This window comes from Agrobacterium sp. LAD9, from assembly GCF_003031125.1.
In the GTDB taxonomy this organism is placed as follows: Bacteria; Pseudomonadota; Alphaproteobacteria; order Rhizobiales; family Rhizobiaceae; genus Agrobacterium; species Agrobacterium radiobacter.
The window spans coordinates 115,083-134,002 of the sequence record NZ_PHGS01000016.1; the positions used below are offsets into that span (position 1 = coordinate 115,083).

Genomic DNA, 18,920 nt, shown 5'->3' on the forward strand with positions numbered 1-18,920 from the left:
TCACGCTCCTCTCAATAGGGATCGACGGCATCGCGCAGACCGTCGCCCAGCGCGTTGAAGGCAAAGACGGTGACCAGCACGAACCCGACCGGCGCGAGGATCCATGGATAGGAACCGATGACGGAATAGGTCGCGGTATCCTGCAGCATCAGCCCCCAGGAGATGAGCGGCGGTTTCACCGCAAAACCGAGGAAACCGAGGAAGGATTCGAGCAGCACGACGCTTGGGATGTGCAGGGTGACGGCGACGATCACATGGCTCATCACATTCGGCAGTATGTGCTGGAAGATGATGCGCCGGTCGGTAGCGCCGACGGCAATCGCTGCCCGGACATAATCGATACGCGCCAGCGCCAGCGTCTTGCCGCGCACCTCGCGTGACATCTGCGCCCAGCCGAGCGCCGACATGACGCCAACCACGAAGACGAGGAAAACTGTGGTCGGTGCGGTGACGGGAATGAGCGATGTCAACGCGAGATAAAGCGGCAATTGCGGGAAGGCGAGCACCACCTCAACAAAACGCTGCACCCAGGCATCCAGCGGCCCGCCGAAATAGCCTGATATCAGCCCAACACTGGTGCCGATGACAGTGACGATGGCGACAACGCTGAGCGCGATGGCAAGCGAGATGCGCGAACCGTAGATCGCGCGCGACAGCACGTCGCGTCCGAACTTGTCGGTTCCGAGAAAATGCACCGGCTGGCCATCGGTCGAGCCGAAGAAATGCCGGCTCATCGGGATGACGCCCAAAAGCCTGTATTCCGCGCCTTTGACGAGGAAGCCGAGATAGACGGGATTGTCGTAATCCGGCCCGACGATGGGCTGGAACGTCACCGGATCGAGTTCTTCAGTCTCGGCAGTCGCATAAACGCGCGGGAACGGGCTGATATTGCCGTCCTTGTCAGAAAAACGCACCACCTGCGGCGGTGAGAAGCTGGCATTGGTTTCCAGCGGGTTCATCGGCGCGAAGAAATCGGCGAAAATTGCGATCAGGATCAAGAGCACGACCAGCACCAGCCCCAGCATGCCGGTGAAGGACCGCCTCAGACGCCGCCATACCAGCGCGAGATAGGACTCGTTGCCCTGCGTGCCGCGTTCGGGCTTGGGGGTGGCGGCAGTTTCGGTCTTCAAGTTGTCAACGGCCACCATCTCAAGCCCTCCCGAATTCGCGAACGCGCGGGTCGAGCATGGCGAGCAGCATGTCGGCGATGATGTTGCCGACGATCAGCGTGGCGGCCAGCACCATCATGAAGGTCGCGGTGACATAGACATCACCCACCGCCATGGAGCCGACAATGGCCGGACCGACGGTCGGCAATGCGAAGATGATGGCGGTCTCGATTTCGCCGCTCAGCATATAGGGCAGCACAACGCCCTGATACATGACGAGCGGGTGCACCGCATTCGGCACGGCATGGCGCATGATGACCGCGCCTTCCGAAAGACCCTTTGCGCGCGCCGTTTCCACATATTGCGCATTCAGCGTATCGAGCAGATTGCCGCGCATCACCCGCATGTTGTAGGCGAGGCCACCGAAGACGGCGATGGCGACCACCGGCCAGACATGGCTGACCAGATCGACAAATTTGCCCCACGACCACGGCGCACCGCCATATTGCGGCGAGAAGAAGCTGCCGATCTCAGACACATCAAAATGAAACACCATCAGATAGACAAGGATCAGCGCCATCAGGAAGCGCGGGATGGTCATGCCGAGAAAGGCGATGGTGGAGAGCAGGTTGTCGACCCAGGAATATTGCCGCGTAGCGGCCCAGATTCCGAAGGCGATGCCGAGAACAGATGCGAAGATGTGGCAGACCAGCGCCAGCGCAATGGTGCGCGGCAGGCGTTCGCCAACCACATCGGCGACCGGCTTGTTGTAATAGAAACTGTAGCCGAAATCGCCACGGGTGATGATACCGCCGATCCAGTTGAAATATTGCATCACGAGCGGCTTATCGAGGCCGTGTTCGATACGATAGGCCTGCGCCTGCGCTTCCGCCTGTTCGAAGGAAGCCCCGCCCTGGTTCATCAGCTGCGAGCGGATGTAGTCTGCATAATCGCCGGGCGGCGCCTGAATGATGGCGAATGTCACCACACTCAGGATCAGCAGCACCGGAACGGCGGAGCCTATGCGTATCGTCAGGAATCTCAGCATCGAACGGTCTTCCTCCGTTTGGATGGGCCGTGTGTCTCCGGCCGCGCTTCACGCGCGACCGGTACCGGGTGTGCTCCGGGAGGAGTACTTCAAGGTATTCGCATTTCCGGACGGAAACCGGGGTCCGGTTTTTCTGGAAATGCTTTAGTTGATCGGGCCGCCCTCACCCGGCTTGCCGGGAAGCTGCTGCGGGAAGAGTTCGTATTTGCCCTGCTTGTCGGCCGCGACCCACAGCCGTTCACGGATGATGGAATCTTCGGCCCAGTTGAACATGAAGATCGGCGTACCCTGCGGCACGTTGGAGAAACGCTTGTTGACGATGAGCGCGCCGGGATATTCGGTGAGGCCAATCGTATAGAGGTTCTGCGTATAGACCTTCTGATATTGCTTCATCAGTTCCGCCCGCTCGGCATTGTCCTGCGAGGAAATGAACTTGCGCACCAGATCGGCCATCTCTTTCTCGAACGGCATCAGATCCAGCTCCTTGCCCTCGGGCGAGCGGTGGTTCCAGCTTGTGCGGGGGCCGACGGGTGCCAGCTGCTCGGTATTCTGCACCACGGAGGAAAGCTCAGTGGAGTTGCGGCGCACCAGCCAGTCGAACTGCCCGCCATAATGGGCGGCATCGCGCTGGTTGGAATCGAGGCTGTTGATGACGACGCGCAGGCCGAGTTTCGCCATCTGGCCAACGAGGCCTTCCGCAAGGCTCTTGTCCGTCGCGTAGCCGTTATTGACGAGAAGGGTAATCTCGACATTGCGGCCGCCGAGCGTTTCCTTGGGGAAATTCAGGAAACCATCACCATCGGTGTCCTTCAGGCCGATTGAGGCGAGCGAGGCCTTGGCGGCTTCGAGGTTGAAGGGGTAATAGACCGTGGAGGCGCGATCATAGAAGCTGGTGCCAGACGAAATGCCGCCCGGATAGATCGCCGTGAAAGGCCCCTTCACCAAGGAGTCACCGATCGCCTTGCGGTCGAGGGCCGATGTCACGGCCTGGCGGAACACCTCGTTGCGGTTCAGCTCACGGATGGCCTGTCCGCGCTCATCCGGATTGCCCCAGCCATTGGCGGAAAAGTTCATCTGCAGATTATAGCCGATGAGGCGCGGCCCGAAGGCAAGGCGGGCCGGCGCATTGGGATCTGCGGCGCGCTTCAGTGATGCGACGAAGTTTTCCGGCTGTTCAAGATTGGAGAAATCGCCTGAGCCCGCAACGGCCTGCACATCACGGTCCGCCCAGGTGGAAAGTTTGTAGTGGACCTCGTTGAGATAGGGCAGTTGCTGGCCCTTTTCATCGACTTTCCAGTAATAGGGATTGCGCCGCAGCACGATGAGATCATCCGGCCGGTAGGACACGGGCACCCATGCGCCCATGACCGGCATGTTCATATACTCAGGCGGGAAAGCGTTCTTGAACTGGTTATAGGTGTTCTTGGAATATTTCGGATGCTGGGGTTTCAGAATATGCGACGGCCCGGGGCAGAAGCTCGGATAGGCCATAGTATAGAGATATTGCTTGGGAAAAGCGGCCTTGAAGGTCCATTCGACGGTGTAATCATCGACCTTTTTCAGCGTCGTTCCTTCACCAAAGGCCTCCGGCGAGGCGCCGCCGCCAAGCGGTGAAACATTGGGATCGATGACGGCATCTTCCCAATAGAATATCACATCATCGGCGTTGAAGGGTTCGCCGTCCGACCATTTGGCCCCCTTGACAAGATGCATCGTCAGCTTGTGGCCGTCTTCAGACCATTCCCAGCTTTTCGCCAGATTGGGCAGCGGTTCGGTATCCTTGGCATCCACCTGGAAAAGCGGCGCGGTACGCGTCAGGCATTCGGAAAGGGCGATATCGATGCCGCCCCAGCCCTGGCTCTGGCCGGCAATATAGTTCCAGCCCTCCGGCCGGCCGCCCACCACATGGCGCATGGTATCGCCATAAACGCCCATACCGTCAGGCATGTTGCCGGTCTTGTAGACCAGCGGTTCTTCCGGCAGGCGTTCCTTCAGCGGCGGCAGCTTGCCGGTCTTTTCGAATTTCTCGCTGACCCAGTCCGGCTCGCTGTAATCAGGCAGCGCCTTGAATTCGAGGATCGAGTCGCGCGCCACGTAATTGATCTTGCCTTCGGCCGGAAATTGCGGCGGCTCGGGCGGCGTGGCGGTCTCGAAGGCATTCGCATTGAGTGCGATCATCGAAACACTGATCCCCAGTGCCGAGATGATACCGATCTTGCGTTGAAGTAACATCGTCATTCCTCCCAAATGGCAGCTCTTCGAGCGCCCACCCTCTGTGATCATTCTGGCCGTGGCGGCGAACTCCCTTTCGCCGCCCGACCTGTTCCCATGTCTTTTCCTTCAAACAGCCTTTTTCAGCGCCGATTTCTCGGCCCGCAATTCCTCGATGGAACGCACGTTGCGGCGTGCGGCACCGGCCCAGTCGCGGGTCTTGACGGTTGATTTCGCCAGCCGATCCTTCGCCGCCGGAACGGCATCGGCATATTGCGGCAGCCAGCGCGCCTGCGCGACAACCATCTCGTCCACCATCTGCCAGACCTCCTCCGGCGTGGCGACGGCGCCCACCAGCGGGTCATGCAGCACGGCGAGCTTCAGCAGATCGATATCGCCGCTCACCGCCGCATGGACAGACATGCGCTGCACATTGATGGAGGCCATGCAGGTGGCAGCACAGGCTTCAGGCAGGGTCACACCCGACACCATGTTAATGCCGAAACGATCGACAAAACCGGGCGATTCGATGATGGCATCCGCCGGCAGATTGCTGATGACGCCATTATTCTTGACGTTGAAATGGCCGCGATAGACCCGCCCCGTCTCCAGCGCTTCCAGAATATGGCTTGCATGTTCGTTGGAGCGCTTGGCCGGATCGATCGGCTTGGCGGCTGAGGCGAGGAACTGCGGAAACTCCGTTTCGAACCAGTTGCGCGTCTCGGTGGAGTGGCGCAGATAACCGCCGGTTTCGCCGTGGATCCAGTCGGACATGTCAATCCAGCGGGCGATTTCATCCGGGCGCTTGCGATACCACGGCAGATATTCGGAGAGATGGCCGTTGCTTTCGGTCGAATAGACACCGAAACGCTTCAGCACGTCGATGCGCAGCTTCTCCTGCTGCGAAAAGACCGGATGCGCTTCGAAGGCCGCGACCAGCTCATCCTTGCCGATCTTGCGGCCGTTGAGCCTCAGATCGATGAACCATGTCTGGTGGTTGATACCAGAGCAGATGTAATCGAGCTCGGAGGGGGATTTCGCGCCGAGGATTTCGGCGATCTGTTCCGCGCCATGCTGCACGCCATGGCAGAGGCCGACCGTATCCACCTTGCCATATTCGATGGCCGCCCAGGTATTCATGGCCATGGGGTTGGCATAGTTCAGGAATTTTGCGCCGGGTGCCGCGACTTCGCGAATATCCTTGCAGAAATCCAGAATGACCGGAATGTTGCGCTGGCCATAAAGAATGCCGCCGGCGCAGATCGTATCGCCCACACACTGGTCGATACCGTATTTCAGCGGAATGCGAATGTCGTCAGCATAGGCTTCGAGCCCACCGACCCGCACGCAGCTGATGATGTATTTCGCGCCCTCCAGCGCCCGACGGCGGTCCGTATGCGCGGTCACCTTTACCGGAAAACCATTGGCCTCAACCACCTTGTCGAGGATCGCCCTGATCATATCCAGATTGTGCTGGCTGATATCCGTCAGCGCGACTTCGATGTCGCGAAACTCCGGCACGCACAGGAGATCGGTGAACAGTTTTTTCGTGAAACCGACGCTGCCTGCGCCAATAATAGCGATTTTGAAACTCATGACGCCACCTCTGTTGCAAATCGAACGGGTGAAACGGGCCGAAGGATCATGAAATGGCGCTGCAGAAAAATACCCGTAAGAAATCCCGGAAAACCGGCCTTCATCCCAATTTTTCAGCAACAATATCCCGCTGGCTGTCTCCTCGGATCGGGATTATGCGTATAAAGTTCGATAGAACCAGAGAAGGATTATGCTTTCATGGGTAATTTTGTGCTGCAGGATTTGATCGATCAGGGGCCATGCATGCGAACCGTCTCGCTACCGCGCGGCCGCCAGACGCTGCACACCATGCCGACCAGCAGCGGTTATGAAATCCGCAGCAGTGGCAATTACGACTGGGACGGGCGCAAGCGTGGCCAGACGCCTTTCACCGTGCTGCAATATTGCATCGCCGGACAGGGCAATCTCCGTTACGAGAACCGCCACTATGTGGTGAGGCCGGGCGAAACCCTGCTGCTGCTCATTCCCCACAATCACCGCTACTGGTTGGAAGAAGGCAAGGAATGGGAATTCTTCTGGATTTCCATGAATGGCGAGGAAGCGTTGCGCATTCACCGCAATATCCTCTCCGTCACCGGGCCGATCTTCAAACTCAAGCCCGAGACGGTGGATCACCTCGCCGAATGCTGCTCACGTCTCGTCAATGGCGCGGAAACACCAGGTGCCGCCTCAGCCGTCGCTTATGAGGCGGCGATGACGCTTTATGATGATGTCTTCGGTTCGCACCCTTCCTTTGGTGGCGAATATCGCACGATGCAGCAGGTGCTGAGCTACATAGACAGCCATCTCGGTGAACGGCTTTCGGTCAGCGACCTTGCTGATGTGGCGGGTTTGAGCCGTGCGCATTTCTCCCGCATCTTCACGGCCAGCGAAGGCCTGTCACCAGCGGAATTTGTGCTGCAACGACGCCTGCGCCGCGCAGCCAAGCTTCTCACTTCGGCTGCGAACATTCCCATCAAGGAGGTGTCCGTGCTTTGCGGCTTCGAGGATCCGAATTATTTCTCCAAGGTCTTCCGCAGGCTCTACGGCACCAACCCGAGCGAATTCCGCACTACCGGCATGTATGCCAGCGTTCGGCAGAGCTGACAGAAAATGCGACTTGGTTTTGACATGTTTCAGGCGATTAAGGATAGGCGTTACGCCCTTTTTGGAGACTGATCGAGGTGAACAGTAAAATCCGGACGGTCCTCGTCTTTCCGATCAGGGCAATCATAATCTTCGCCCTTGTTCTCGACGGCATTTTCCGTCCGCTCTACCGACCGGTCATCAAAGCGATATCTGGCCTGACATTTATAAAGCGGCTGGAGAACCGGATCGAGCGACTGCCGCGTCTTGCCATTCTCCTCTGTCTTGCCGTTCCGTTTGCGATTGCCGAACCGATGAAGATCGTCGGCCTCGTCCTCATCGCCCACGGCGCCTTCAAGTCGGGGCTGGTTCTGACGATCCTTGCCCACCTTTCCACCTTCCTGATTGTCGAGCGCATCTATCATACGGGCCGGGAAAAGCTTCTCACCTATGGCTGGCTCGCATGGATCATGCGCTATGTGCGTTTCGCACGTTCGTTTTACGACCGCTTCAAACTTGCGGCGCTGAACTGGATCCGGCTCCGGGTCCTTGCGCAATAGAGATAGAGCGCAACCGTCAGCCTTTGCGGCGCAGCCTTTTCAGCAGATATTCCGCAAGGGCAGTCGATTGCAGCGACACAAGAATAATGACGATGCCGAACACCACGCGGGTTTCAGGCACTTCATCGAACAGAAAATATCCGACAGCGATCACAAACAGGATCGACAGATAGCTGACCGGCGCAAGGACACTGGCATCCGCGACACGATAGGCCCGCAGGAAGCAATATTGCCCCATCTGCGCCAGCAATCCGATGCCGAGCAGCGGAACCCAGTCAAATGACGCAACCGGCTTCCATGTCCAGATTGCCGGAACGGCGGTGATGACGGCGAGGCCCACCGTGTAGAACACCATCATGACTGTGGTGTTCTCCTGCCGCAACGCCCGGGTCTGAATCACCGCAAACGCCCCGAACACCACCGATACCAGAACAACAATCACGCCCGCGCCAAACTCCGTGCCGCCCGGCCCGATGACAACCAGAACGCCGACAAATGCAAGACAGGCCCCAGCCCAGCGAAAACGGCTCACACTTTCGCCAAGAAAGGCAACTGCCATCGCCATCGTTACCAATGGCCGGGAGAAACCGACGGCATTGACGGTCGCAAGCGGCAAAAGGGTGATGGCGATGAAATTGCTGGTGAGTGCAATGGCGTTGCAGCAAATGCGGAAAATGTTGCGCCAGGGATATTTGACGCGCACCATTTCTCCCCTGTGTCGCCAGATGAGCGGCAGGATGAACATCAGACCGATCATCGCCCTGATAAAGACCAGCTGGAAGGCGGGATAGGTAACTCCCTGCGCCTTGACGAGCGCGGTCATTCCGCCCGCGACAAGGGTCATGTCCAGCAACAACCAGCCAATGCCCGCGCGCGTATCCGTTTCGCGCGGGTTTTCCTGTTCTTCGCTCTGGGTGTCGCCATTCACGCCGGCTGCACAAGATTGGCCATGAGGCGGAAGGCCCCGGGCACAAGCTTGTCCATCTGGTGGTGCAGCACAAGGCTGGTATGGGTATGCCGGCCCTTGCCGATGACACCCGAAACCAGCGCGCCCTTGAGCGGCTGCTCATCGACATCGTGCATGGCGAGCAAGGGCTCGTAGACATCATCCCAGCGCGCGGCGAAATAGAGCCCGCGCTCCTTGTCCCAGCCCGCCCAGTCAGCGGCATCAATCCTGTTGGGGCCTGCAAGCAGCGGATGTTCGGGTGCCAGCACCGTCACCTCCGCCTGCGGATCGGTTACACGCCAGCGCAAGGAAGGCTTGCCGATCTCGAGCCGTCTCACAGGCGTCGTCTCCGGGTTCCATCCATCGGTCGGCCGGTGATAGAGCGTAACGAGATGGCCGCCATCCTCGACGAAACGGTGAAGCCTTTCCGTTGCGGCGGCCAGATCCTTGCGGATGCCGAAGGCAAAGATGCCGATAACGATCGTCGTGAAGGACGACAGGTCACCGCCCAGCGCCTGGGCATCGAGTTCGCTGACATCGAGGCCCATGCGCGACAGCCAAAGACCCACCCTGTCGGCACCGCCACCGACATAACCGACGCGAGCGCCCTCGGGCAGCTTGAGGTCCAGCGACAGGATTTTCAAAACGGACGGCGCCAGAAACCTTGCCCTGCCGATATGCGGATAGGCGATGGGCGTGATCTGGAAAGCGGGTTGGGAACCGACAAGCGCTTCGATCTGGGCAAGGCCTGCCTTGGCCTCGCCAGTGCGTTCCGCAATCCAGTCACCACCGCTCTTGCGCAGGTCCCAGCCGCCCGTATTCCTGAACGACAGCGGCGCATCGGCACCCTTTATATGCGCCTGAAAGACATGGGTGTCCTGCCCCTGTCCAAACGGAACCAGAAGGGCATCAGGCGCGATCGTCAGCGACTGCGCGGGCGTTACGAAAAACGGCTCCTCCAGATCGAAAGCCGCCGAAACCTTTCTGCCTTCAACCGTTGCGGAAAGCAGCACAGAGGCATGGCCATTGCCGCCCAATGCTTTCCATTCGGGCTGATAAAGTCCCGAAACAGCAGAATCCTTATCGGCAGCAAGCGAAAAGACCAGCGTCTCGCCACGCGACTGAATGGATGACGACACACCTGATGGCAGGACCGGCGTGACCTCGACATCAAATTCAGCCGCCTTGTCTGAAAGTTCCACGGAAAGAACCGATGTTCCACCCGGAACGATCTCCGCCGGCTCGGCATAGGCCCGCTCGAAAACATCGAGCGCCGTCAGGATAGCGGCGTCGACCTGCGCCCGCTTGCGCCCGATCCGATGGCCGTGCAGCTCCTTGAAATCCGCAGCTGCGGCCTCGTCAACCTTCTGCAAAAGCGCCGCCGCCGCAAGAAGCAACGCCGTGATCCGCTCCCTGTCGGGAAAGGCCGAGATTGCTTCGCTTATCGCCTGTTCCGCCTTGACCAGCGCCTGTGCCAATTCCGCATCCAGCCCGGGGAAAGCCGCAAGGTTAGACAGGGAAGACGGCAGGCTGTCGAGGATCGAGTGCTCTTCGCCCGCCGCTTCACTGGCGAGTTCCAGATGCAGCGGCCAGACCTCCTGCGCCCGCTTCGGCCAATGCCCCATTCCCTGCGAGGCGTGATAATAACGCGACCATTCGCCGATGCGGTCATATTGCGCACCTGTGGCCTCCTCCGTACCCGGAGCATTGACTATCAGCGTCGTTTCCGGCGGAGGCACTTCGTCATCATAGGTGTCGCCACCGCCCGACCATGCGGGAAGGTAATATTTGGCCACCTGCCACGGTTTCAGCCCCTCGGCGAAATGCTCGGGATAGGCGGCGGGGTCGGCGGCCAGCGTGATCGCGCTTTTCGCCGCCCGCGTCATGGCGCGGTGGTGCCCGTGCTGTCCCGGCACATCGAGAAATGTCGGAATGACTATATCGGGCCGCTCCTTGCGGTAGGCCCGCACCAGCCGCTCGACAATGCGCTGCTGCCCCCAGCGGTTAAAGGTCTGGTCGCCATCCTTGGAAAAACCGAAGTCGTGAATAATATCCGCCGGGCCATGGCCGAGCCAGCTGATATCAGCATCGATGACGCGCGCAGCCTCCTCCAGCTCCCGCGACCGGATGACGCCAAGCGCGCCCAGCCGTTCCGGCCCCAGCGCATTCTGCCCGCCCTCACCGCGTGTGGAGCAGGCGATGATGATCCGCATGCCCAGCTCCATGCGGAAATAGGCAAGCAACCCGTTCTGCTCGTCATCCGGATGCGCGCCGGTATGCATGACGGTCACGGTGGATTTCAGTGCGCTCAGCTTGCGATGCAGGCGAATGAGCCACGGATCGGCCATCTGCCGTTCGATGCGCTCCCGGGGGTTAAGCATGGGCGGTCTCCTCCAATATTCAGCCGGGTGCCTGCGCTGCGGCTCCCAGGGATGTCTCGAGTTTCGGCGTGACGATGTCGAACAGCGGCAAGGCGGCGGCCCCGAGCGCCGCAGTCAATTGCCCGGACTTGCCGTGGATGACCCGTGGCAGCTCCCGTTGCCGCCGGCTTGCAACCGACGTCGGCAAAGGCCCCATCCGCGCAATGATCTCGCTGATGATGATTTCCGGCAACGCGCCGCCGAGAATAACCGTCTGGGGATCAAGAATATTCTCAAGCATCGCAACCATGGGCGCGAGATGGACGGCGGCCTCCTCTATCCATTCCATCACCACCGGATTGCCCGCCCTGAACAGGGCTTCCAGATCGTCAAGTTCCGTATCCGCGACACCGGCGCAGACAAGCTTTTCCTTCAGCACATAGACTGAGGCATAGGCTTCCAGGCACCCTCTCTGCCCGCAGGAGGGGCAAGGCCTTCCCTTTGGCGAAACGGTCACATGGCCGATTTCGCCCGCATTTCCGAAGGCACCGCGATAGGGCGCGCCATCCTGAATGATGCCGAGGCCGATACCGACGCCGAAATAGATCATGCAGAAATTCGGGATGGCCAGTCCCGCGCCGAACAGGCGTTCCCCGACCGCTGCCGCAGTCGCATCGTTTTCGACCACGACCGGCTGACCGCAGGCTTCGCCCAGCATCTGCCGGGCATCGATGCCGCCCCAGCCGGAAAGCGTCGTCGGTCCCACGGAGGTCATGCCGTCGATCTCAAAGGGACCGGGCATGACGACCCCGGTGCCAAGCAGCCTGCAGCCGAGATTATTCGCAACAGCGGCATGCTCGGCGGCAAAGGTCTTGAATATGGCGTCCGGTGTCGTGTCCTTGAGAGGGGTAACACGATGGGTGCGCAGCACGCCGGCAAGATCGAGGCCGACGGTGACCATATGGTCGGCGGCGATTTCCACACCGATCGTCGCACCGCCATCCGGATTGACGGCGAACTGGATCGGCGGCTGGCCCCGACCGGTGCGACGACGGCCGAGCTCCTTCAGTAATTCCTCGCCCATCAGTTCATCAACGATATTGGCGACCGCCTGCGGCGTCAGATGTGTGATCTTGGCAATCTGGGCGCGACCGAGCGATCCGTGCCGCCGGATAATGTCTAGAACGACTCGCCGGTTATGTTCGCGGCTCCGCTCAGGATTTTTTCCGATTGCTACGGGATAATCGTCCACCGTGTGCACCGTCATCTCTTCAACTTCCCGTCTCTTAGAAAATTCATAGCGTCGAATTGACGATAAGCGCAATATAATAATTCAAGTAAATTATCTTATTGACAAACGCACGCCTTCAGAGAACCGTAGAGGGCGACCGGGGGTCAGGCTTGTTTGGGGCGGAAGAGGAAACTCCGCTGCCGGCAAATCGATGAGCGCGCGCGAAAGCGCGGATAAAGGGAACGATCACTCCGCATCCGGAAGACCGGACGGAGGAAATGGAGGCTTACATGCGCAGGGCAACTCTGTTCGCCGGCTTGGTTGCCGGTTTCAGCACATTTGCATTCAACGCCGCGCAGGCGGTTGAAATCGAATATTGGCAATATGTCTTCGACACACGCGTGAAAGCCATGGACGAGCTGATCGCGGAGTTTCAGAAGGCCAATCCTGACATCACCGTCAAGCAGGTGACCTTTCCTTACGCCGACTACCAGACCCGCGTGATTGCCGCCAACATGTCCGGCAAGGGGCCTGACGTGATGCAGCTGTTTTATGGCTGGCTGGACAAGTTCGCAGCCGGCGGCATCTTGCAGCCGCTGCCAGCAGACGCTTTCCCGCATGACAAGATCGAAAGCGAATTCTTCCCCATCATCAGCGCCATGAAGCGCGGCGACGACTATTATGGCCTGCCGACGGCGGTTCGTTCGCTCGCCCTATTCTACAACAAGAAGCTCTTCACCGAGGCGGGTCTGGACGCTGCCAATCCGCCGAAGACGCTCGATGAATTCGTCGCTGCCGCGGAAAAGATCGCCAAGCACGACGCCGCCGGAAACCTCACCGTTGCCGGGTCCACACTCGACATGGGCGGCCAGGACCACCAGTGGTGGCGTGAAGTCCTCATTCGCCAATATGGCGGTGAGCCCTATACCGATAATGACCAGAAGGTCGCCTATAATAGCGAGCCGGGCATTCAGGCCCTGAAATTCTACACCAGCCTGCAGCTTGAAAAGAAGATCGGCCAAGTGGGTTTCATGGATGAGGGCCAGGCGGCCTTCCGCGCCGGCAAGGCCGGCATGACCATTGACGGCACCTTCCGGCTGGGCTCGTTCCGCACCATCAAGGATTTCGAGTGGGGCGTGACCGAACTTCCCACCAATGACAAAAATATCCGCTCCAACTATGCCAGCTACTTCGCCAATGGCATCAGCGCCAAGACAACGGGTGAAGAACTTGAGGCCTCCAAGAAGTTCCTCGCCTATATCTCCTCGCCGGAAGCCATGGCGATCTGGCTGAAGACGGTGGGTGAACTCCCGGCGCGGCGCTCTGCGGCGCTGACCGAAGAAAACCTGAAGGACCCGATCTACGCGCCGTTCCTGAAGGGCTTGGAATACGCCCACACGACGCTGTTCATGGATGAGGCCGCCCAGCGGCAGAATGCCATCGACATGACCAACCGCGTCCTGCTCGAGGGCCAGTCGGTCGAAGATTCCATCAAGCAGGCCTCCGAGGCCGAGCAGGAAATCATCGACGCGGCGAAACCCTGAAAACCGCAGGTCCAACCATGACAGCGATAGATCAACAGGGGGCGGCATCCGGCCGCCCCGGCGGCTCCTTCGGGGATCGCCTTTCCATGCGCACGAAACGGCTTTTGTGGATCTGGAGCTTTCTGGCGATCCCGATCCTCTTCTACAGCGTCATCCGTTTTTACCCGACGCTACAGGCCTTCTATCTGTCCTTCACCAACTGGGATCTTCTGCGGCCGGCAAAGTTCATCGGCGTCGCCAATTATGTGAAGCTGTTCAAGGAACCGCAATTCTGGAAGGTCTTCAAGAACACCTTCACCTATCTCATCATCGGGACGCCCATCAGCCTCGTGCTGGCTTTCGGCATCGCCTTTTATCTCGACCGGGTCCGCATCCTGCACGGGTTCATCCGCGCGCTCTATTTCCTGCCCTATCTGACGACGGCGGCCGCGATGGCCTGGGTCTGGCGCTGGTTCTATCAGCCGCCGCCCATCGGCATCATCAACGACGTGTTCGGGATGATCGGCATTCCTCAGCAGCCCTTCATCCGCTCCACCGATCAGGCGCTTTATTCGGTCATGGTGACAGCCATCTGGGCGGGGCTCGGTTTCCAGATCATCATCTTCATGGCGGGCCTGCGCGCCATTCCGACGACATTCTACGAAGCCGCCCGCATCGACGGGCTCGGCGAGTGGGCGATCCTTCGAAAGATCACGCTGCCGCTTCTGAAACCAACCACCGTTTTCCTCGTGGTCTTTTCCTCGATCGGCTTCCTGCGCATCTTCGACCAGGTCTACAACATGACCACCAACGATCCGGGCGGACCGCTCGGCTCAACCAAGCCGCTGGTGCTGATGATCTACCAGACCGCGTTCAACTCCTATGCGATGGGTTATGCCGCCGCACAGACGGTCGTCCTGTTCACCATTCTTCTTGTCGTATCGCTGGTCCAGCTCTGGGTCCTGAGGGAAAAGAAATGAGCGAAGCGTCGCCACTCTCCCACGCCCGCGTCCGCCCCGGCCGCATCGTCACCTGGACGCTGCTGTTCATCGGCGGCCTTATCATGGTCTCACCGCTGCTCTTCATGTTCTCGACCTCGTTCAAGACGGCGGATCAGGTCTATGATCTCAGGCTCATCCCGGCCGCGCCGACGCTCGCGAACTACATCACCGTGATGGCCGACGGCCGTTTCCTGCGCTGGTTCTTCAACTCGATGCTGGTTGCGGTCATCGTCACCGTTTCCAACTGCTTTTTTGACAGTCTGGTCGGCTACACGCTGGCGAAATTCGAGTTCCGCGGCCGTTATTTCATCTTCCTCGCCATCCTGTCGACGCTGATGATACCGACCGAAATGCTTGTTATTCCATGGTATCTGATGTCCAGCCAGCTGGGCTGGCTCGACAGCTACTGGGGCATCATGTTCCCGGGAATGATGACGGCCTTCGGCACCTTCCTGATGAAGCAGTTCTTCGAGACGGTTCCGAACGACTTCATCGAGGCCGCACGCGTCGATGGGCTCAACGAGTTTCAGATCTGGTGGAAAGTCGCCCTGCCGCTCGTCACGCCGGCGCTCTCCGCTCTCGCAATCTTCACCTTCCTCGGCAACTGGACAGCCTTTTTCTGGCCGCTGATCGTCACGACAAGCAAGGAGCTCTATACGCTGCCGGTCGGGCTTTCGAGCTTTGCGGTGGAACAGCAGATCCAGTGGGAAATGATCATGACGGGCGCTGCCATTGCGACCATCCCCACCCTTATCGTCTTCATCGTCCTGCAACGCTACATCGTTCGCGGTGTGATGCTGGCGGGTCTGAAAGGATAATATCATGGCCGATATCAACCCGCGCCTGTCCGATACCAGCAAGTTTCCCGATCCGGTCTACAAGGAAACAGTGCTGCGCCCGCTGTTTGATGGCGCCAAGAACCACCATGTCGACGGGTTTCGCCGCATCGACCGTGCGCATCTCGTCATGCTGCGCGAAACCGGAATTCTCGACGCCGAAACGGCGGCGAAAATCGCCGGCGCGCTCGAAGACATAGACAGAACCATCGAGCCATCGGAGCTTGTCTATACCGGCGAGGTCGAGGATTTCTTCTTCCTGATCGAAAAGGAACTGAAAGCCCGTATCGGCGTCGATGTCGCCGGCCGCCTGCATACGGCCCGCTCGCGCAACGATATCGATCACACCCTGTTCAAGATCGGCCTCAAGGAAAAGATCGACACGCTCACCTCCAAGGCGCGGGTTCTGCTGAAAGCGCTGATCGATGCCGCCGAGCGCAATCAATCCACCCTGATTGTGGCCTATACGCATGGGCAGCCGGCGCAGCCCACCACCTTCGGCCATTATCTCTCCGCCGCCATCGAAGTGCTCATTCGGGATATTGACCGCTTCGCGGAAGCTCGCCGTATCGTCGATCTCTCACCGATGGGCGCCGCCGCCATCACCACCTCCGGCTTTCCCATTGATCGCGCCCGCGTCGCCGAGCTTCTCGGTTTTGCCGCGCCGCTGCGCAATTCCTATTCCTGCATCGCCGCCGTCGACTATACGACGGCGACCTATGGCGCGATCGAGTTGATGTTCCTGCATCTCGGCAGGCTAATTCAGGACTTCCAGTTCTGGACGAGCTTCGAAGTCGGGCAAATCTATGTACCGAATTCGCTGGTGCAGATTTCCTCGATCATGCCGCAGAAACGCAACCCGGTGCCGATAGAACATCTGCGCCACCTCGCCAGCCAGACATTCGGCCGGGCGCGGACCATGCTCGACGTGATGCACAATACGCCCTTCACCGATATGAACGACAGCGAAGGCGAAACGCAGGGCATGGGTTACGAGGCCTTCGCCTCGGCCGGCCGGGTTCTCGATCTCCTCGCCAGCCTTGTCGGCCAGATCAGCATCGATCCGGAAAGGGTCGACCAGAATATTCGCCGCTCCTGCATCACCATCACGGAACTGGCGGATTCGCTTGTCCGCATCGAGGACCTGTCATTCCGCCAGGCCCATGAGATCGCCGCAACCGTCGCCAAAAGCGTTGTCGCGCTGAAAGGCGATCTGCCGAATGACGGCTACCAGCCGTTCCTCAACGCGTTCGAGGAACTGGCGGGGCGCAAAACCGGCATCAGCGAAGAAAAGTTCAGGCAGATCGTCTCGCCGGAGCACTTTGTCGCGGTGCGCAGCCGCTTCGGCGGCCCTGCCCCCGAACCGATGCGGGAGGCGATTGCCGCCTATCGCGGCAAGCTTGGTGCATTCGAGGCGGAAGCGCAACGATCCGCCGATCACGAAGCGGCGAAGGCCGCCGAGCTTGCAGAGAAATTCACCGCCCTGACGGGAGCGCGATAATGGCGACAATCGAACTCAATCAACTCGTGAAGCGCTACGGCAAGGTGGAGGCGGTCAAAGGTATCGACCTTGCCATTGAAGACGGCGAATTCGTCGTTTTTGTCGGCCCGTCCGGCTGCGGAAAATCGACGACACTGCGCATGATCGCAGGGCTCGAAGAAATTTCCGATGGCACGCTGAAGATCGGCGGAAACGTCGTCAACGAGAAGGAACCGAAACAGCGCAACATCGCCATGGTCTTCCAGAACTATGCGATCTACCCGCATATGACGGTTCGCCAGAATATCGGCTTCGGGCTTTATACCGCAAAGCTCGACAAGGCGGAAAAGAACCGGCGCATCGAAGAGGCCGGCCGGGTACTGGGGCTTGAGGCGCTGCTCGACCGTCGGCCAGCGGCTTTGTCTGGCGGCCAGCGGCAGCGCGTCGCCATCGGCCGTGCCATGGTGCGCGATCCCGCAGCCTTTCTTTTCGACGAGCCGCTCTCCAATCTCGACGCCCAGCTGAGATCGCAGATGCGTATTGAAATCAAGCGCTTGCATCAACGTCTTAAGACGACAACCGTCTACGTTACCCACGATCAGGTGGAAGCCATGACCATGGCGGACCGGATCGTTGTCATGAAGGACGGCCATATCCTGCAGGTCGGCACGCCGACTGAACTCTACGAAACACCCGTCGATGTGTTTACCGCCCGCTTTATCGGCAGCCCCTCGATGAACCTCCTGCGAGGGACCAAAACAACCAACAGCGTTACGCCCTCCGCCACGGGCGAGTTTTTGATCGGCGTGCGGCCGCACGACCTGCTGGTGGGCGAGAGCGAAGCGCCGCAGGGCACGTTCAAGCTTGAAGGAACGGTAACCGCGGTCGAGCCTCTTGGCCCGGAAACACTGGTTCATCTGGATACCGACACCACCTCTGTGATTGCCACCGCGAGAGGCAAATCCATCCCGGCAGTCGGCAGCCGGCTGCAATGCCGGGCGGAAGCAGGCGCGCTTTATCTTTTCGATGCGAAGACGGAAAAGCTTCTGGGCCGCGCATGATGACAACAGAAAAATCAGCCGTCATCAGCATTGGCCGCATCTATTGCGACCTCATTTTCACCGGGCTTGACGAATTGCCGGTGCTCGGCCGGGAACTGTTTGCCCGCGACATGGAAATCGCCGCCGGCGGCGGGGCTTTCATTGCCGCTGCCCATTTCGCTCATATCGGCCGTCCCGCTGCGCTGCTGGCAAGGCTCGGCACCGATACCTTCTCGCGCGATATCGGTGAGAAAATGCAGAAGAGCGGTGTGGACCTGCAATTTCTGGAACATTCAGCGGATGCGGGGCCGCAGGTCACGGTGGCGACAGTGGTTGGCCATGACCGCGCATTCTTGACGCGCCGCGCCGGTGCCGCCCGGCCTTCGACACTGGATGCCGCCTTTGCGTGGGACAAAGCACGGCATCTGCACATCGCCGAATTCGCTACTCTGCACGAAATTCCCGATCTCGTCGCGCGCGCCAAGGCAAGCGGATTGTCCGTCTCGCTCGACCCGAGTTGGGATGCCTCGCTGATCTACGACAAGGGTCTGCTCAAGGCCTGCGCCGGCGTTGACGTGTTTTTGCCCAATCTCGAGGAAGCCGAAGCGATCACGGGCCATTCGGAACCGGAAACAGCCATCCGGGCATTGGCGGCGGCTTTCCCGATCGTCGCCCTCAAAGGCGGCGCCGAAGGTGCATGGGTATCCTCTGCCGCCGGGATTTACCACAGGGGGGCCCAGAAGGTTCTGGTGGTCGATACGACCGGCGCAGGCGATGCCTTTAATGCCGGCTTTCTTGATACATGGCTTCAGGGTCAGGACGAACAGCAATGCCTCGAAGCCGGCATCGCAGCGGGCAGTCTTGCCGTGCAGGCGGCAGGCGGCGCACCGAAGGTGACCGCCGCCCCGTGAGAC

At 59.7% G+C, this 18,920-nt stretch carries 15 protein-coding genes; 8 read left to right on the forward strand and 7 right to left on the reverse strand.

The window, feature by feature from the left end; translation table 11 throughout:
- Positions 1–11 precede the first annotated feature (11 nt).
- The 4 genes from DA915_RS17895 to DA915_RS17910 form a co-directional block, all read right to left on the reverse strand.
- Positions 12–1,148, reverse strand: coding sequence for an ABC transporter permease (locus tag DA915_RS17895; protein WP_107676789.1), 1,137 nt, complete (start codon positions 1,146–1,148; stop codon positions 12–14).
- 1 nt (position 1,149) lies between these two features.
- A complete protein-coding gene (locus DA915_RS17900; protein WP_020810885.1) occupies positions 1,150–2,157 on the reverse strand; it encodes an ABC transporter permease in 1,008 nt (335 codons plus the stop codon).
- A gap of 144 nt (positions 2,158–2,301) precedes the next feature.
- Positions 2,302–4,389, reverse strand: a complete 2,088-nt coding sequence (locus DA915_RS17905) for an ABC transporter substrate-binding protein (RefSeq protein WP_107676790.1) — start codon at positions 4,387–4,389, stop codon at positions 2,302–2,304.
- 108 nt (positions 4,390–4,497) lie between these two features.
- On the reverse strand, positions 4,498–5,964 hold the full coding sequence (locus DA915_RS17910) for an alpha-glucosidase/alpha-galactosidase (RefSeq protein ID WP_065695375.1): 1,467 nt from the start codon (positions 5,962–5,964) through the stop codon (positions 4,498–4,500).
- A gap of 198 nt (positions 5,965–6,162) precedes the next feature.
- Here DA915_RS17910 and DA915_RS17915 point away from each other — a divergent pair, with 198 nt between their 5' ends.
- The gene (locus DA915_RS17915; RefSeq protein WP_060725585.1) at positions 6,163–7,050 is read left to right on the forward strand and encodes an AraC family transcriptional regulator; all 888 of its coding nucleotides are present in this window, start codon (positions 6,163–6,165) and stop codon (positions 7,048–7,050) included.
- A 77-nt stretch (positions 7,051–7,127) separates the two neighbouring features.
- Entirely contained in the window at positions 7,128–7,589 is a 462-nt protein-coding gene (locus DA915_RS17920; protein WP_107676791.1) for a hypothetical protein, read from the forward strand.
- Positions 7,590–7,605: 16 nt separating this feature from the next.
- On the opposite strand, the gene DA915_RS17925 is transcribed toward DA915_RS17920, so the two are convergent.
- Genes DA915_RS17925 through DA915_RS17935 form a run of 3 tightly spaced genes read right to left on the reverse strand, consistent with a single transcriptional unit; the run spans position 7,606 to position 12,162 of the window.
- A complete protein-coding gene (locus DA915_RS17925; RefSeq protein WP_107676792.1) occupies positions 7,606–8,517 on the reverse strand; it encodes a DMT family transporter in 912 nt (303 codons plus the stop codon).
- The gene (locus DA915_RS17930) at positions 8,514–10,916 is read right to left on the reverse strand and encodes a PIG-L family deacetylase (protein WP_107676793.1); all 2,403 of its coding nucleotides are present in this window, start codon (positions 10,914–10,916) and stop codon (positions 8,514–8,516) included. The genes DA915_RS17925 and DA915_RS17930 overlap by 4 nt, the downstream gene beginning before the upstream one ends.
- A gap of 19 nt (positions 10,917–10,935) precedes the next feature.
- Positions 10,936–12,162 (reverse strand): ROK family transcriptional regulator, encoded by a 1,227-nt coding sequence (locus tag DA915_RS17935; protein ID WP_107676794.1) that lies wholly within the window; start codon positions 12,160–12,162, stop codon positions 10,936–10,938.
- A 242-nt stretch (positions 12,163–12,404) separates the two neighbouring features.
- Between DA915_RS17935 and DA915_RS17940 the strand changes: the two genes are divergently transcribed.
- The 6 genes from DA915_RS17940 to DA915_RS17965 are packed head-to-tail and all read left to right on the forward strand — an operon-like array spanning position 12,405 to position 18,917.
- The gene (locus tag DA915_RS17940; RefSeq protein ID WP_107676795.1) at positions 12,405–13,670 is read left to right on the forward strand and encodes an extracellular solute-binding protein; all 1,266 of its coding nucleotides are present in this window, start codon (positions 12,405–12,407) and stop codon (positions 13,668–13,670) included.
- 17 nt (positions 13,671–13,687) lie between these two features.
- Positions 13,688–14,629: a carbohydrate ABC transporter permease gene (locus DA915_RS17945; protein WP_107676796.1), complete on the forward strand. Its 942-nt coding sequence runs from the start codon at positions 13,688–13,690 to the stop codon at positions 14,627–14,629.
- On the forward strand, positions 14,626–15,468 hold the full coding sequence (locus DA915_RS17950; protein WP_087746994.1) for a carbohydrate ABC transporter permease: 843 nt from the start codon (positions 14,626–14,628) through the stop codon (positions 15,466–15,468). The genes DA915_RS17945 and DA915_RS17950 overlap by 4 nt, the downstream gene beginning before the upstream one ends.
- Positions 15,469–15,472: 4 nt before the next feature.
- Positions 15,473–16,987: an argininosuccinate lyase gene (argH, locus tag DA915_RS17955; RefSeq protein WP_107676797.1), complete on the forward strand. Its 1,515-nt coding sequence runs from the start codon at positions 15,473–15,475 to the stop codon at positions 16,985–16,987.
- Positions 16,987–18,027 (forward strand): ABC transporter ATP-binding protein, encoded by a 1,041-nt coding sequence (locus DA915_RS17960; protein ID WP_107676798.1) that lies wholly within the window; start codon positions 16,987–16,989, stop codon positions 18,025–18,027. The genes argH and DA915_RS17960 overlap by 1 nt, the downstream gene beginning before the upstream one ends.
- Complete coding sequence (locus tag DA915_RS17965) at positions 18,024–18,917, forward strand: carbohydrate kinase family protein (protein WP_107676799.1); 894 nt, start codon at positions 18,024–18,026, stop codon at positions 18,915–18,917. The genes DA915_RS17960 and DA915_RS17965 overlap by 4 nt, the downstream gene beginning before the upstream one ends.
- The last annotated feature ends 3 nt before the right edge of the window (positions 18,918–18,920 follow it).